The 13,913-nt window shown below is 70.5% G+C and carries 15 protein-coding genes and 2 pseudogenes; 8 read left to right on the forward strand and 9 right to left on the reverse strand.

Features of this window, described 5'->3' with window-relative positions:
- Together ABD848_RS05210 and ABD848_RS05215 are read right to left on the reverse strand one after the other, a co-directional pair.
- Window positions 1–633: pseudogene (locus ABD848_RS05210) on the reverse strand (hypothetical protein); the annotation flags it as partial.
- Window positions 630–1,562, reverse strand: a complete 933-nt coding sequence (locus tag ABD848_RS05215) for a hydroxymethylglutaryl-CoA lyase (protein ID WP_344967856.1) — start codon at window positions 1,560–1,562, stop codon at window positions 630–632. The pseudogene ABD848_RS05210 and the gene ABD848_RS05215, both read right to left, overlap by 4 nt.
- A 79-nt stretch (window positions 1,563–1,641) precedes the next feature.
- Here ABD848_RS05215 and ABD848_RS05220 point away from each other — a divergent pair, with 79 nt between their 5' ends.
- From ABD848_RS05220 to ABD848_RS05235, 4 genes are all read left to right on the forward strand, one after another.
- Entirely contained in the window at window positions 1,642–2,850 is a 1,209-nt protein-coding gene (locus ABD848_RS05220) for a CaiB/BaiF CoA transferase family protein (RefSeq protein WP_344967858.1), read from the forward strand.
- Between the two features lie 263 nt (window positions 2,851–3,113).
- Window positions 3,114–3,257, forward strand: a complete 144-nt coding sequence (locus ABD848_RS05225; protein ID WP_344967860.1) for a hypothetical protein — start codon at window positions 3,114–3,116, stop codon at window positions 3,255–3,257.
- Window positions 3,254–4,426, forward strand: a complete 1,173-nt coding sequence (locus tag ABD848_RS05230) for a methyltransferase domain-containing protein (protein WP_344967862.1) — start codon at window positions 3,254–3,256, stop codon at window positions 4,424–4,426. Before ABD848_RS05225 ends, ABD848_RS05230 begins: the two co-directional genes overlap by 4 nt.
- Window positions 4,427–4,627: 201 nt before the next feature.
- Window positions 4,628–5,044, forward strand: a complete 417-nt coding sequence (locus ABD848_RS05235) for a TIGR03668 family PPOX class F420-dependent oxidoreductase (protein ID WP_344967864.1) — start codon at window positions 4,628–4,630, stop codon at window positions 5,042–5,044.
- A 105-nt stretch (window positions 5,045–5,149) separates the two neighbouring features.
- Here the strand turns inward: ABD848_RS05235 and ABD848_RS05240 are convergent, their stop codons facing one another.
- The 3 genes from ABD848_RS05240 to ABD848_RS05250 all read right to left on the reverse strand — a co-directional run bounded on the left by ABD848_RS05240 (window position 5,150) and on the right by ABD848_RS05250 (window position 7,302).
- A complete protein-coding gene (locus tag ABD848_RS05240) occupies window positions 5,150–5,962 on the reverse strand; it encodes a UTRA domain-containing protein (RefSeq protein WP_344967866.1) in 813 nt (270 codons plus the stop codon).
- A 303-nt stretch (window positions 5,963–6,265) separates the two neighbouring features.
- Window positions 6,266–6,448, reverse strand: coding sequence for a DUF397 domain-containing protein (locus ABD848_RS05245; RefSeq protein ID WP_344967868.1), 183 nt, complete (start codon window positions 6,446–6,448; stop codon window positions 6,266–6,268).
- Window positions 6,449–6,450: 2 nt separating this feature from the next.
- Window positions 6,451–7,302 carry a helix-turn-helix domain-containing protein gene (locus tag ABD848_RS05250; protein ID WP_344967870.1) on the reverse strand — a complete coding sequence of 284 codons (852 nt, stop codon included), beginning with the start codon at window positions 7,300–7,302 and terminating at the stop codon, window positions 6,451–6,453.
- Between the two features lie 386 nt (window positions 7,303–7,688).
- Between ABD848_RS05250 and ABD848_RS05255 the strand changes: the two genes are divergently transcribed.
- The 4 genes and pseudogenes from ABD848_RS05255 to ABD848_RS05270 form a co-directional block, all read left to right on the forward strand.
- On the forward strand, window positions 7,689–8,102 hold the full coding sequence (locus ABD848_RS05255) for a hypothetical protein (protein ID WP_344967872.1): 414 nt from the start codon (window positions 7,689–7,691) through the stop codon (window positions 8,100–8,102).
- Window positions 8,099–8,389 carry a hypothetical protein gene (locus ABD848_RS05260; RefSeq protein WP_344967873.1) on the forward strand — a complete coding sequence of 97 codons (291 nt, stop codon included), beginning with the start codon at window positions 8,099–8,101 and terminating at the stop codon, window positions 8,387–8,389. Before ABD848_RS05255 ends, ABD848_RS05260 begins: the two co-directional genes overlap by 4 nt.
- Window positions 8,386–8,742, forward strand: coding sequence for a hypothetical protein (locus ABD848_RS05265; RefSeq protein WP_344967874.1), 357 nt, complete (start codon window positions 8,386–8,388; stop codon window positions 8,740–8,742). Before ABD848_RS05260 ends, ABD848_RS05265 begins: the two co-directional genes overlap by 4 nt.
- Before the next feature lie 435 nt (window positions 8,743–9,177).
- Window positions 9,178–9,513 (forward strand): annotated as a pseudogene (locus tag ABD848_RS05270) (MBL fold metallo-hydrolase); the annotation flags it as partial.
- Between the two features lie 98 nt (window positions 9,514–9,611).
- Here ABD848_RS05270 and ABD848_RS05275 read toward each other — a convergent pair.
- The 4 genes from ABD848_RS05275 to ABD848_RS05290 all read right to left on the reverse strand — a co-directional run bounded on the left by ABD848_RS05275 (window position 9,612) and on the right by ABD848_RS05290 (window position 13,881).
- Window positions 9,612–10,556, reverse strand: coding sequence for an SDR family NAD(P)-dependent oxidoreductase (locus ABD848_RS05275; RefSeq protein ID WP_344967876.1), 945 nt, complete (start codon window positions 10,554–10,556; stop codon window positions 9,612–9,614).
- Complete coding sequence (locus tag ABD848_RS05280) at window positions 10,553–11,368, reverse strand: SDR family NAD(P)-dependent oxidoreductase (RefSeq protein WP_344967878.1); 816 nt, start codon at window positions 11,366–11,368, stop codon at window positions 10,553–10,555. Before ABD848_RS05280 ends, ABD848_RS05275 begins: the two co-directional genes overlap by 4 nt.
- A gap of 111 nt (window positions 11,369–11,479) precedes the next feature.
- Window positions 11,480–12,178 carry a TetR/AcrR family transcriptional regulator gene (locus ABD848_RS05285; protein ID WP_344967880.1) on the reverse strand — a complete coding sequence of 233 codons (699 nt, stop codon included), beginning with the start codon at window positions 12,176–12,178 and terminating at the stop codon, window positions 11,480–11,482.
- Window positions 12,179–12,327: 149 nt separating this feature from the next.
- Window positions 12,328–13,881, reverse strand: a complete 1,554-nt coding sequence (locus ABD848_RS05290) for a class I adenylate-forming enzyme family protein (protein WP_344967882.1) — start codon at window positions 13,879–13,881, stop codon at window positions 12,328–12,330.
- Window positions 13,882–13,913 lie beyond the last annotated feature (32 nt).

Below are 13,913 nucleotides of genomic sequence, written 5' to 3' on the forward strand. Positions count from 1 at the left end.
GGCGCGAATACCCGCCTCGGCCCATTCCAAGGCCAGCGACCGGGTCAGCGAGGTCAGCGCACTGATGGTGGCCTGCCGGGCGGCGTCAGCGTCATCAGTATCGGCAGCATCCTCGGCCAGGACGAGGAGCGCGCCGGGGGCGGCGGCCAGCGCGGCGTGGCAGCCGCGGGCCAGCAGGAAAGCCGTCTCCAGCGTGGTGGCCACGTCGCCTGGCCAGTCCGACCAATCTGGCCAATCCGGCCGGTCGGGCCGACCGGTTCGGCCATTGCCCGCCGACTTCTGGACCGTCTGGCAGCGGCGCAGGTCCAGCAGGCACAGGTCTGCTCCGGCCTCCCCCAGCGTGGTGGCCAGCGCGGCGGCGACCGTGTCGGGCTCGGCGAGGTCGCAGGGCAGCGAAGATCCGGTGAAGGTGGTGGTCAACTGCCACCCGCCGTCGACCGTGGTGGCCGGCTCGCCGCTCTTGGCCGCGGGATCGGGGCGCAGCTCCAGCACGCGCGCACCCGTGGTGGCCAGCGCCTCGGGTAGGTCGGCGGGCGACGCCGCACCGCCGCCGGGGCCGGGGGTGGGAGTGGCCACGACGACCGTCACGGCGCGCGGTGTCTCGGGGCGCAGCGAGGCCGGCGGGGCGCTCATCGCCGCCCCTCCCCTGCCGTGTCACCGGCGGGGGCCGGGAACAGGCCGGCGCGGCTGAGCGAACTCGGGGGTTCGATGCCGAGGGTGTCGGCGAGCCACCGCGCGTCCACGAGCAGCCGCGGCAGGTCCAAGCCGAGGTCGTAGCCCATGCGGCCCAGCGTGTAGGCGAGGTCTTCGGTGGCGACGTTGCCCGAGGCCGCGGGGGCGAAGGGGCAGCCGCCGACCCCGGCGAGGCTGGCGTCGAGTGCGGTGACGCCCGAGCGCAGCGCCGCGACCGCGTTGGCGACGCCGGTGCCGCGCGTGTCGTGGAAGTGGGCGCGCAGCGGCACGCCGGGGGCGATCGACGCGGCGGCGGCGAAGCGCTCCTCCACGTCGGTGGGCGCGCCCACGCCGATGGTGTCGGCCAGCGCCAACTCGTCGGGGGCCAGCTCGGCGACGGCGCGCAGCACTGCCCGCAGGTGGGCCGGGCTGACCTCGCCTTCGAAGGGGCAGCCGAACGCGGCCCCCACGGTCACGGTCAGGCGCACCCCGTCGTCCCTGCTCCGCCCGCGCACGGTCGCCGTGGCGCGCAGCGCGTCGGCCACCGAGACGCCCTGGTTGCGGCGGCTGAAGGTCTCGGTGGCGAGGACGACCATGTTGACCTCGCGGAAGCCGGCGTCGTGGGCGCGTTGGTAGCCGCGCTCGTTGAGGACGAGGGCGGTGTGGCGCACGGGGCCGTCGAGCGGCAGCAGCGCGGCGAGGTCGTCGGCGTCGGCCATTTGCGGCACCCGGTCGGGGCGGACGAAGGCGGTGGCCTCGATGCGGCGGGCGCCGGCGTCGGCGGCGCGGCCGATGAGGGCGCGTTTGTCGGCGGTGGACAGCACGGTCGTCTCGTTTTGCAACCCGTCGCGCGGCGACACCTCGACGATCTCTGCCGTGGTCACGGACATGGCCCCCTCCAGCTACACCACACTCTATTGCATCAACGTTTACGTAGATTGTATAACAGGGGGGATAGGAGGACGAAGCATGGTCGAGAGCACGTCAGCGCCACCGCTGGAAGGTATCCGCGTCATCGAGATGGGCTCGTTGATCGCCGGGCCGTTCTGCGGGCAACTCCTGGCCGACTACGGCGCGGAGGTGATCAAGTGTGAGCCGCCCGAGGTGGGTGACCCGATGCGCCAGTGGGGCCGCGAGAAGGCGCGGGGCCGCGCCCTGTGGTGGCCGATCATCGCCCGCAACAAGAAGTCGGTCACCCTGAATCTGCGCACCACCGAGGGCCAGGAGCTGGCCCGGGAGTTGGCGCGCGGCGCCGACGTGGTGCTGGAGAACTTCCGGCCGGGCACGATGGAGAAGTGGGGCCTGGGCTTCGACGCGCTGTCGGCGCTCAACCCCGGGCTGATCATGGTGCGCGTTTCCGGCTTCGGGCAGAACGGCCCCTACGCCACCCGTCCGGGGTATGGCGCGATCGCCGAGGCGATGGGTGGGCTGCGTTACGTGGTCGGCGACCCGGCCTCGCCGCCGAGTCGGGTGGGGATCAGTCTCGGCGACTCGCTGGCCGCGACCTTCGCCACGATGGGCACGCTGCTCGCGCTGCGCTCGCGGGAGCGCACCGGAACCGGGCAGGTGGTGGACGCGGCGATCTACGAGGCGGTGCTGGCGCTGATGGAGTCGCTGGTGCCCGAGTATGCGCTGGCCGATTTCGTGCGCGAGCGCAGCGGCCCGATCCTGCCCAACGTGGCGCCGTCCAACGTCTACCCCACCAAGGACGGGGCGATGGTGCTGATCGCGGCCAACCAGGACACCGTGTTCCGCCGCCTCGCCGAGGCGATGGGCCGCCCCGAGCTGGGCGCCGACGAACGCTACGCCGGCCACACGGCGCGCGGACAGCACCAGGCCGAACTGGACGCGCTCATCGCCGACTGGACCCGCACGCTCAGCGCGGGCGAGCTGACCGATACGCTGCTGCGCCACTCCATCCCGGTGGGCCAGATCTACCGCGCCCCGGAGATGCTGGCCGACCCGCACTTCACCGAGCGGGAGAGCATCATCTCCCGCCCCGACCCCGACCTGGGCGACGTGCCGATGCAGAACGTCTTCCCCCGCCTGGCCGCCACACCGGGCACCGTGCGCCACGTCGGACCCGCCCTGGGCGAACACAACGACGAGGTCTACCAGGGCCTCCTGGGCCTGAGCCGGGAACGCTACGACGCACTGCGCACCGCCGGCACGATCTGAGGCTGGACGGCGAGGGCCGGTGGTAAGGGCTCCAGACGTCGATACAGCCTCGGCTAGCCGATTCGCCGCCGGTGCGCCTGGCGTTAGCATCACCCACCGGCACAGTGAGAAGCTCCATGCTGGCAGCGGCACACTCCGCCCGAAGGGGCCGCGGCTCGGCGTGACAGGCCGGGTGGCATGGCCGAATACGGCCATCACCGGTGACACGCTCATGACACAGGGTTACTTTCCTGGGGAGAGTCCCCCGACCAGGAAGGCCCCTGATGGGCGGCAAACACGAAAACCCCGACACGCCCGAGGACGGCGGCAGCGGCGGCAGCGCGGGCACTGACGGCGACAAACCCAACAAGCACGGCAGCGAAGACTTCCCCACCCCCAGCGGAGACGGGACGGCCCCCGGAAAGTGACCGAATACCACCCGGGGGCGCGGCTCGCCCGCGCCCTCACCGCTACAGGTGCGATCCAGGACCCCGCCTGGCACCGCGCGGTCCTGGCGGTGCCCCGCACACTGTTCATCCCACACCGGGTGTGGGTGTCCTCCCGCGACCATCCCGGCTGGTACCGCCCCGTCACCAGCGACGACCCCGACTACCAACGCTGGGTGGATGAGGACTGGGCACTGATGACCCAGATCGACGACGGCCACCCCTGCGGAGAGGGGGAGTGGGGACGGTTGCCGACCAGCAGCATCTCCCAACCGTCACTCGTCGTGGAGATGCTGCAAACCCTCGATGTCACCGAGGGGATGCGGGTGCTGGAGATCGGCACCGGCACCGGCTACAACACCGCCCTGTTGTGCGAACGCCTCGGGGACGAGAACGTCGTCTCGATCGAGGTGGACCCCGACGTGGCCGCGCAGGCCCGCGCCAACCTGCACAGTCTCGGCTACAAGCCCACCCTCCTGGTGAGCGACGGCACAGCCGGCGCCCCCGAGCAGGCGCCGTTCGACCGTGTGCTGGCCACCGTCGCCGCCCACACGGTGCCACCGGCCTGGATCACCCAGACCCGCCTTGGCGGGGTGATCGTCACGCCCTGGTCCACGTGGTTCTCCTCCGGCGTGCTGCTACGGCTGGAGGTGGACCACGGGGCCGCACGCGGGCGGATCGTGGGGGACGCTCCCTTCATGATGCTGCGTGACCAGCGATCGACGTTCCGGCCCTGGCACGAATACGTCGACGACCACGACCCGAGGGCCGTGACAGGGGAGACCACCACGAACCCCAGGTGCATCGCCGACCGCGACGACGGCTGGCGCCTCACGGTCGGCCACCTCGTCGAAGGTGTGGACTTCGTGTCGTACGAGGCCAAGGACGACTCCGGCGAAGCCAGCGTGTACGTCTACGACCGCGGCCGCCAGACGGGCTCGTGGGCGCTGGGAGAGTACACCCCCGCCGGGGAGGTGTACGAGGCGGTCACGTGCGGCCCGCGCGACCTGTGGGCCGAGATCGGCGCCGCCCGCCGAGCGTGGGAGGCGGCCGGTCGTCCTGGACGGGACCGGCTCGGCCTTACCATCACTCCCGACGGGCAGCACAGCCTGTGGGTCGACACCCCCGAACAGGTGCTGTCCGGCGATTGACGCGCGCCCTACCGCCGGTCGCCAGTGGCCGTCTCCAGGCAGGCGTCACGGCGCGAGATCACCGACGGGAAGGCCCTTGTGGTCTCGCGGCGGTCCCACTGTGCGGGTGATATCGAGGCGCTCGTATCCCGCTTGTTTCCAGGGAGGTGAAGGCCCTTCGGGGCCTGCTTCCGCGTTCGAGGGGGCGGGTAGGCACCGGGCATGCGTTGGACTCCCGAGCAGACGCGCGAGGCCTTCGCCGAGAGCCGCGTCGCCCGCCTGGCCACGGTGGCCGCAGACGGCCGGCCCCACCTCGTACCGGTCACCTTCGCCGTGGCCGGCGACACGATCGCCATCGCCGTCGACAACAAGCCCAAGTCCACGAAGAACCTGAAGCGGCTGGCCAACATCGAGGCCAACCCGAAGGTGTGCCTGCTCGTCGACCACTACAGCGACGACTGGGAACAACTCTGGTGGGCCCGCGCCGACGGCACGGCCCGCATCATCCACGAAGGCACCGAACGCGACCACGCGCTCGACCGGCTACACGAGCGCTACCCGCAGTACCGCGATGATCCCCCTGACGGCCCCGTGATCCTCGTCGACGTCGACCGCTGGTCCGGCTGGTCGTTCCGGTGAGGCACCGCAACTCTCGTGGGCGTCACCATGGCGCGCTACGATTCGTGCGGGAACATCCGCCAGGGATGTGCGTAGCCCCTCGCTTCGGCGAGGGGCTTTCGTGTGTCAGAACTGGTCGCTACCGGCTACTTGTCCGATGGGGAACGTGTGGCGGCTGGCGGCGCAGATGGTCTCCAGCGCGTGGATCGGGACGTCGTCCGTGCTCGTGCTCACGCGCAGCACCTGGATGACCCATTCGCCGGGCACGTCGAGCAGGTCGGCTTCGTAGGGTGTGGGCGGCCGGGCGGTCAGCGTCTCGGTGGCGTGGCTGAACACGTGGCCGAGATCCTCGATCGCGGCCTGGAGGGTCGGCAGCACGAACCCTTCACCGTCGAGCCGGGTCCCCTCGGCGATGTCGAGGCGGAAGAACGAGGTCGAAATCCGCACGGGCACCTCGTCGGCCCAGAACATCTTCCGGCGGGCGATGACGTCGTCGCCGGGTTCGATGTGCAGCCCGGCGGCCACGTGGTCGCTGGCGGGCTCGCGGCCGATGAACAGCATCTTGCGTTCGGGGGTGAGTCCTTGGCGCTCGGCTTCGCTGAGGTAGAGCGACTTCGAGCCGCGCACCGCCGGCGGTGTCGGTAGCGCGCGCTCGACCAGTACTCGCGGCCGGGGCTCTACGGGGCCGGTTGGCGCCTGATGTTCGGCCTCTCCCGACACCTTCTTCATCTGGCTCACACGACCGGGCGTGACGCCGAGATGGCGGGCGATCTCGTCTTGGCGCATCCCCGCCGCCTGGGACTCAACGATGGCGGCGCGGCGAATCCGGGACAGTTCGACGGACTGTCCTTGCAGCGTCGCCATCGCACTCGATGCCGCGCGGGCACGGTCGAGTGGGTCTGGGATGGCTGCGATCTCGTGCAGTGTCCTCGCATCCACGGCGTGTCGTCCTCTGCTTTCGAAAAACCCACGCACACTTTAGCCCCCCCCTATTGCACGTAGCGTGAGGAAGGGGCTACGACCACGACACGCACGGAAATTCAACCCCTATAAGGTGGCCCTGGCCATGGCAAAGGTTGATGTCGTATCGCGCGCCGCGAAGTCACCAGCGGGGAGGGGCGCGTTTCCAGCGGAAATCTCCCCTGCTGTCCTGTATGCTGTGCGGCGATGCCCTAGCGGCAACTCAGGTGCAACGGTCCCCTCGCCCAGTTGGGTGAGGGGACCGTTTGCTGTCCGGTCGACCTAGAGCCGACCGCCCTTGACGGCGTCGACGAACGCGCGCCACTCCTCGATTGCGAACGAGAGGTGTCCCTGCTCGCGGTTCTGAGAGTCGCGCACCGCTGCCCCGGCGGGAAGGTCAGCAACCTCTACGCAGTTCTGGTTGCGATTGCTGTAACTGCTCTTGCGGAACTCAGGTGCTTCCATGACTACTCTTTCATTATGGCTTCGATGAGTTCAGCGCTTTGCACCGTGCTCATCGCGGCGCCCTGGATTTCACCGAAGATCGCGACGCAGTCTGCGACTTCTTCTTCGGTCTCCTCGAAGAGTCCCGCTCCGACACTGTCGGTGTAGACGATCGGCAGATCCAGGGGTTCGGGGAAGTCCAGGATGGTGAACGGGCTACCGAGCGCGGCATGCGCCCCTGCTGCAAACGGTAGAACCTGGATGTCTATGTTCGCAGACTGCCCTACTCTCAAGAGGTAGTCGAGTTGCCCACGCATTACCTCGACGCCACCAATCGGGCGCCGGAGTGCTGCCTCGTCGATGACGGCCCACAGCCGCGGCGGCTTCTCAAACCGGTTCAGAATCTCGCGCCGCGAGACCCGCGCCTCCACCTGACGCTTGATGTGGTCAAGCGACGTATACCGGCCGCCGCGGAACACCGCCTCGGCGTAATCGGGTGTCTGTAGCAGACCGGGTACGGTCGCCACCTCATAGGTCCTGATCAGTGACGCCTCGGTCTCGAAATCCGGCAGCGGTTCACTCCCGAAGATGTCCCTGTACTTCCACCACCACCCTTTGTGCTTCGCCTCTCGCGCGAGCTGATGCAGAGCCTCACGCGTGGCCGGATCGTCGACGCCGTACAGCTCCATAAGCGCGTCAAGATCGGCTGGTTTGACCGTCTTGAGCTCGCTTTTCTCCATCCGCCCGAGCTTGGCGCGTGCCCACTTCAAGCGAGTGCTCGCGCCGTGGAGCGTGTACCCGGCGTCCTCACGCATGCGCCGGAGCTGCTTGGAAAGGCGTCGACGCCGCACGGATGGGCTGTAGGGGCGTGCCATGGGATGCAGTCTAGTGCGACAAAAAAATAAGGGATTCTCTGTTTTTTGGTTGCACCAAGCGCTCCTCTCCCCTAATGATGGTAGCTACCTGAGTTGCCCATACCTTTATCCAGTTAGGAGGGGCATCCCGTGCGACTATTATTGACGCTCGGTAGTCTCATCTTGCTCTGCGTGCTGCTGGCGTGTGCGTTGGTGCCGCCGGCGCCGCGTGCTTGCGGTCCGGTGTCTGTTGTGGGGCGTCGCCGTGTGGTGGCGCGGCAGGCGCGTTATCTCCTGCGCCGTTACTGTGAGTGCCCGCGTGGGGCCGCGCGGGTGCGCCCCTACGCGCTCACGCCGGTGGCCACGCCCGCGCCCGTGGCCGTGGTGGAGTCGGGGGAGGTGGCCCGGTGAACGCGCGCCCGGTTTCCACTGACCTCGTTCTCGCCATCCGCGACGTCCTCGACCGGTACGGCTACCGTTCGGCCGATGTCCGCTCGCTAGGGGCTGCCGCGGCGGTGGTGGCTCGCCTGGTCGAGGTCTATGAGGGCCAGGCCCACCCCGGCACGCCCCCACCGGTGGTCGTGAGCGGCGATCGGCTCGCCGCGCCCGGGGCGGTGCGGGTCAGCACCGGCGGCTATGTCGACGAAGCGCCCCACGAGGTCCGGCTCCGCCTGGGACCGGCCTGCCTCGTCCTGGCGGGCACGAGCGGCACCGAGGCCGCCACCCGCATCGCCGCCGCCGGCGCGGTGGCCGGCGACATCCTCACCGCGAGCCAGCCCGCGGGCGGCGCACCCGCCCCGAGGAACGGGGGCCACCGATGAGTGCTACACGCACACCCCCACCCCCGGGCCAGGCCCACCGGCCGGACACTCACACCGGCCCGGCCCGGCGCTGGGGCCGCTCCCCCGAGCACCTGCACGCCCACGCCGCCGTAGCGCGGTTACAGGCCCAGTGTCCGCAGGTGATCGTGTGGTACGGCGAAACCAGTGGCTGCTACTACCTCATGGATGCCCGCGGCCTGCACATCCGCCCCAGCCTCGAAGGGCTGCGGCTGCTGGTGTGGTGGCACGTCCACCGGCCCCACCCGCACACGGGGGCGGGCCGATGAGGGCACCCCACCAGGTACGCACCGTGGCCACCCTCGACGAACTCGCCTGCTGGGCACGCGCCATGGACACCCCCGTCGAACTCGCCTGCGACAACGCCGAAGGTCAGGTCTATGCCGCCCACAGCGACCACATGTCGGTGATGTACATGACCACCAATCCCACGATCACGCTGCACGGCGGCCCGCTCGACGGCGCACAGATCGCCGTCGAGGCCGACCTCGCCGCCCTGCTGCCGCCAGGGGCAGCCGGGATCGTCTTCGCGACCGAACACGCCCGCGGCTGCTACCGCCCGATCCTGGGCCGCTGGACCTACACCGGCCCGCCCCGACCCGACACCGACGACGCCAACTAGCAACCCACGACCGGGCCGCCCGCCCACCGCCGTCGCCACACCCCCCGAAGCACGGCGCGCCGGATACGGCGGGCGGCCCCCAACCGGCGGTCTGGCCGTGAACCACGGAGGGGGCACGGCCAGACCGCCCACTCGTCTGCCGGGCAGGGCTGGGTTGTTGTTTTTCGGATGGCTGGGGTGTGGGGTGCAAGGGGTGGTCGTTGTCCGCTCGTGCCTCGATCGCTTCGCGATCTCGGCAGCCCCGCGGGGCGACAGCGGGCGCGCTCACCCGCCTGCGCCCACCGCCGGCCCTCGCCGTGATCACGGGCCACTGGACACGAACCCCGCAGTCACCGCCTCACCAGGCGAAACGCTGCCGGTTGAACAACTGCCGCCCCTCGGCCTCGATCCTCACCCGGACCACAAATCCGCGACCGGCACCGCAACAGCCTGCCGGTGGACGGGATCGACCCGTGCTCCATCGACGTCTGCCTCATCACGCACTTCCACGCCGACCACTTCTTCGACATCATCTTCCTGCTCCTGGAGCGGGCACTACAGGGTCCCCGCGAGCGCGAACCGGTCCTGATCGGCCCCACCGGTTTCGCCGACCGGGTGAGCCAGCTCTTCGAACTGAGCTACCCGGGCGTGTGGGACGACATGAAGGGCAAAGTCCACCCCCGCTACGTCGAGTTCGACCCCGCCGAGGGCGGCGAATGCGTTGAAGGCGGCTACACCATCCGCACCCTTCCCATGGAGCACGCGGTCCCGGCGCTGGGCTATCGCATCGCCGATCCGGCGGGCGCCGTTCTGGACTACACCGGCGACACCGTGCGCTGCCCCTCCGTCGACGCGCTCGCCGCCCCTTTCGGGAAACAGCGCGTAGGCCCTCATCCCCCGGACAGGGCGCGGGTGGCGCCGGTGAGGGTGGCGCCGCCGTCGAGGGTGAGCAGTTGGCCGGTGAGCTGCGCTCCTGCCGGGGTGGCCAGGAACGCGACCAGCTCGGCCACCTCGGCCGGCCGGGTGTCGCGGCCCAGCGGGGTTCGGGCGAGGACGTCGGCCAGCACATCCGGCGGTAGCTCGTGGCGCACGCCCTCGGTGAGCACCGTTCCCGGGGCGATGCAGTTGAGGCGGACGCCGTCCGGCCACCACCGCCCGGCCAGTTCCCGGGTCATCCCCAGGGTGGCCGAACGGGCCGCGGCCGAGTGCGACAGGTTGGGGATGCCGTTCTCCGGTGCCGACAGCGAGATCGTGGCCACGCTGCCGCCGCGCTGAGCCAGCCACGGCAGTGCGGCCGTGGTGAGGGTGGCGATCGCGGTGAGGTTCAGGTCGATGACGCTGTTCCAGCCCCGGCGCGACAGCTGCCGCGCCGGGGCCACGAACTGGCCGCCGGCGTTGTTGACCAGGAGCTGGAGCCCGTGCTCGCGGCCCACCGAGGCGACCAGTTCGGCCGCCTGCGCGCGGTCGCGCACGTTGACCGGTCTGGCCAGGAACCGCCCGGCCGGGGCGGTGGCCGCGGCCAGCTCGCCGGTGTTCTCCAGGGTGGCCGCCGTGCGCCCCACCCCCACGACCAGCGCGCCCAGCGCGGCCAGCCGCAGCGCCACCGCCCGGCCGATACCGGTTCCCGCGCCGGTGACCAGCGCCGTCATCCCGGCCAGGGCGCCGGGCCGCACCACGTGGCAGGTCGTGTCTCCGGTCGATTCGGCCGCGTCCGGTTGGCCGCTCTCGGCCGGTCCGGCCGTGGCCCCCGGCCGCTCGGCCGCCTCCGGTGGGCCGCTGCCACCCGGCGCGTCGGCCGCGTCCGGCCGCTCGCCCTCGCCTTGCCCGCCGGTCATGGCCGGGCCAATCCGGCGGTGAGGCCGCCGTCGATCGGGAGCACGGCACCGGTCACGTAGGAGGCCGCGTCGCCGGCCAGCCAGCACACCATCGCACTGATCTCCGTCGGGTGGGCGGCGCGCCCGATCGGGTGGGCGCGCTCGAAACCGTCGGTGTCGAAATCGATCATGCCGGTGCGCACCAGCCCCGGGCATACCGCGTTGATGCGGATGCCCTCGGCCGCGTACTCCAGAGCGGCACTCTTGGTGAGCCCGGCGACACCGTGCTTGGCCGCGGCGTAGGCGGCGGCTCCGGGCACGCCCCGCAGGGCCGCGCCGGAGGCGGTGTTGACGATGGCGCCGCCGCCTTGGGTGCGCATCCGGGTGATCTCGGCCTGCATGCAGTAGAAGACACCGGAGAGGTCGACGTCGAGGACCCGCTGCCAGACGCGGCGCGGGTAGTCGGCGGTGTCGGCGGTGACGCCGGGAACGCCGGCGTTGTTGTGGGCGATGTCGAGGCGGCCGAAACGGTCGACGACCTCGGCGACGAGGCCGTCGACGGCGTCGGGGTCGGCCACGTCGACGCCGCGGCCGATGGCCGGGCCATGCTCGGCGGCGATCGAGGAGGCTTCCTCGGCGGCCCGGTCGGCGTCGCGGTCGGCGAGAACCACGCTGGCACCGGCCGCGGCCAGCCCCCGCGCGGTGGCCGCGCCGATGCCGGCGGCGGCCCCGGTGACGAGGGCGACCCGGCCGGTCAGCTCACCCATGGTCGCCGCCGGCTGCAACCGGAAGGCCACGGCCCTGGCCGGCAGCGGCCAGGAGCGGCCGACCACGGTCCGGCCCCGGCCGGCCGCCGCTCACCTCGGGCTGGTCTCTAGCTGGGACCGATCGGCAGGCTCGGCTGACTGCTCCGCGATCGCGCGTAGCGACCGGCCGCTGGCCACTCAGCTCGGGTCGGCCGCCGCCCCGACCCGGTTGGCGGCTTCGGGCGAGAGGCTGGCCAGCGCCATCTCGACGAAGGTCTCGCCGAGTTCGACGAGGCTCTTGGAGCCCGACTCCTCGTACCAGCGGTACATCCAGTTGACCATCCCGATGATGCCCATCGTGGCCACCTGCGGGTCGAGGTCGGCGCGGAACTCGCCCGAGGCCGCGCCGTCGGCGATGACGCTGGTCAGCAGCCGGCCGTAGCGGTCGGCGTTGCGCTGGATCTCCTCGGCCTCGTGGACGGTCATCACCTTGTCGATGTTCTCGCCGAGGAAGATGAACAACTCGGGGCGCTCCGAGAGGGCCACGAGGTAGGTGCGCAGCGCCGTGGCCAGTTTCTGGCCGGGCGGCATCTCCTTGGCGACGATCTCCTCCAGGTCGACGCGCATCTGTTCGATGGGCCGGTAGAGCAGGGAGACGAGGAGCTCCTCCTTGGTACCCACGTAGTAGTAGAGCGTGGCGCGGTTGATACCGACCTCGTTGGCGACGTCCTCCAGCGTGGCCTGGGGATAGCCCACCCGCTGAAAGACGCGGCCGGCGCCCTCCAGCACCTCCTGCCAGCGGGCGTCGGACTTGCGCCCGCTGGCCAGGCGCCGTTGGGTGCGCCGGCGCGCGATGTCGCTCTGCCCAGCCGCGCCCTGTTTGCGTGTCGAGCTCACCACCGCTCCATCCTTCGGGCCGACCGCCGGCCCGCATTGTGAACACTAGCGTTGAAATTACTGTCGCTTGAGACGATAGCAACACAGTGTCCCTTCGAACGCACGGGTGGGTGTCGGCGGCGCATTCGCCCGCCGCGCCGGCGGGTCGGTCACGGGGTGGCCTTCGGCGATTCCCCCCGCAGCACGCGCTTGAGGATCTTGCCGCTGGCGTTGCGCGGGAAGTCCTCCTCCACCTGGAAGGCGGCGGGGATCTTGTAGTTGGCCAGGTGTTCGCGGCAGTAGGCGCGCACGGCGTCCTCGTCGAAGGAGGCGCCCGGCGCGAGCACCACGTGGGCGCGCACCACCTCACCCCAGTGGCTGTCGGGCACGCCGACCACGGCGACCTCGCGCACATCGGGCAGCTCGCTGAGGACCTGCTCGATCTCGATGGGGTAGATGTTCTCCCCACCGCGGATGATCATGTCCTTCTTGCGCCCGCTGAGATAGAGGTAGCCCTCGTCGTCGCGCCAGGCCATGTCGCCGCCGCGGAACCAGCCGTCGATCAACACCCGATCGGTCTCCTCGGGCATGTTCAAAAAGCCGCTCATCACCGCGTCGGAGCGGGTGACGATCTCGCCGACCTCGCCGTCGGGGACCTCGCGTAGGTCGTCGTCGCACAGCCGCAGGTCGACCCCCATGCCGGGCTTGCCGATGGAGCCCAGCAGGTGCTCGTGACCGTTGAGAGCGCGGTGGTGGTCCTCGGGGGTGAGCACGGTTTGCAGTCCGGCCTCGGTACCGGCGCCGAACATGTTCATGAAGTCGCAGCCGAAGACGCTCATCGCACGGCGCAGCAGCGTGGGCGACATCGGCGCGGCCCCATAGGCGATCGACAGCAGCCGCGAGTAGTCCACCGTCTCGACTCCGGGCTGCTGCAACAGGGTGTCGATCATGGTCGGCACGAGGAAGATCCCGTTGAGCACGTCGCGCTGTAGCCACGTGAGCACCGTGTCCGGGTCGAAGGCCGGCAGGATCAGCGACGGATATCCTCGCGCCACGCCGGCCAGCACGTAGCACATGCCGGCCACGTGGAACAGCGGCGCCGCCGAGTAGTGGAAGCTCTCGGCGGGCAGGCGCCGCTCCAGGATGCACTGCATCACCAGGTGCTTGGTCATGCGCTGAGAATGCAGCACCCCCTTGGGCAGGGCGGTGGTGCCGCTGGTGAAGGCCAGGCACATGATCTCGTCGTCGAGGAAAGGCGTGTCGATCTCGACGTCCTCACCTCGGGTGATCAGCTCGTCGAAGTCGCGGTCGGCGGCCGCGGTCTTCTCGAAGCCGATGGTGGAGCGCAGGGTGGGCACGTCCACCGACTCCACCAGCGGGGCGTAGCGCTCGCTGAAGAACAGCACCTTGGCTTCGGCGGTGCGCAGCAGCAGCTCCAGCTCGGGGCGGGTGAGCCGGAAGTTCAGCGGGACGTAGACCGCGCCGAGCTTCATGCAGGCCAGCAGGGCCTCCATGTAGCGGTGGGTGTCGGTGGCGAACAGCGCCACCCGGTCGCCCTTGCCGACCCCCATGCGGGCCAACTCGTTGGCCACCCGGTTGACGCGGCTGTTGACCTGGCGAAACGTAAAGGACTCGGTGTCGGTGACGAAGCAGGGCTTGTTCGGAGTGTTGCGGGCGTGCAGCCGCACCCAGTCCGATACCCGAACCGTGGGTCGCGGGGACATGATCGGTTCCTTTCCCCCGCCGCGCGGGCGGC

Source organism: Salinactinospora qingdaonensis, from assembly GCF_039539445.1.
Classification (GTDB): Bacteria; Actinomycetota; Actinomycetes; order Streptosporangiales; family Streptosporangiaceae; genus Salinactinospora; species Salinactinospora qingdaonensis.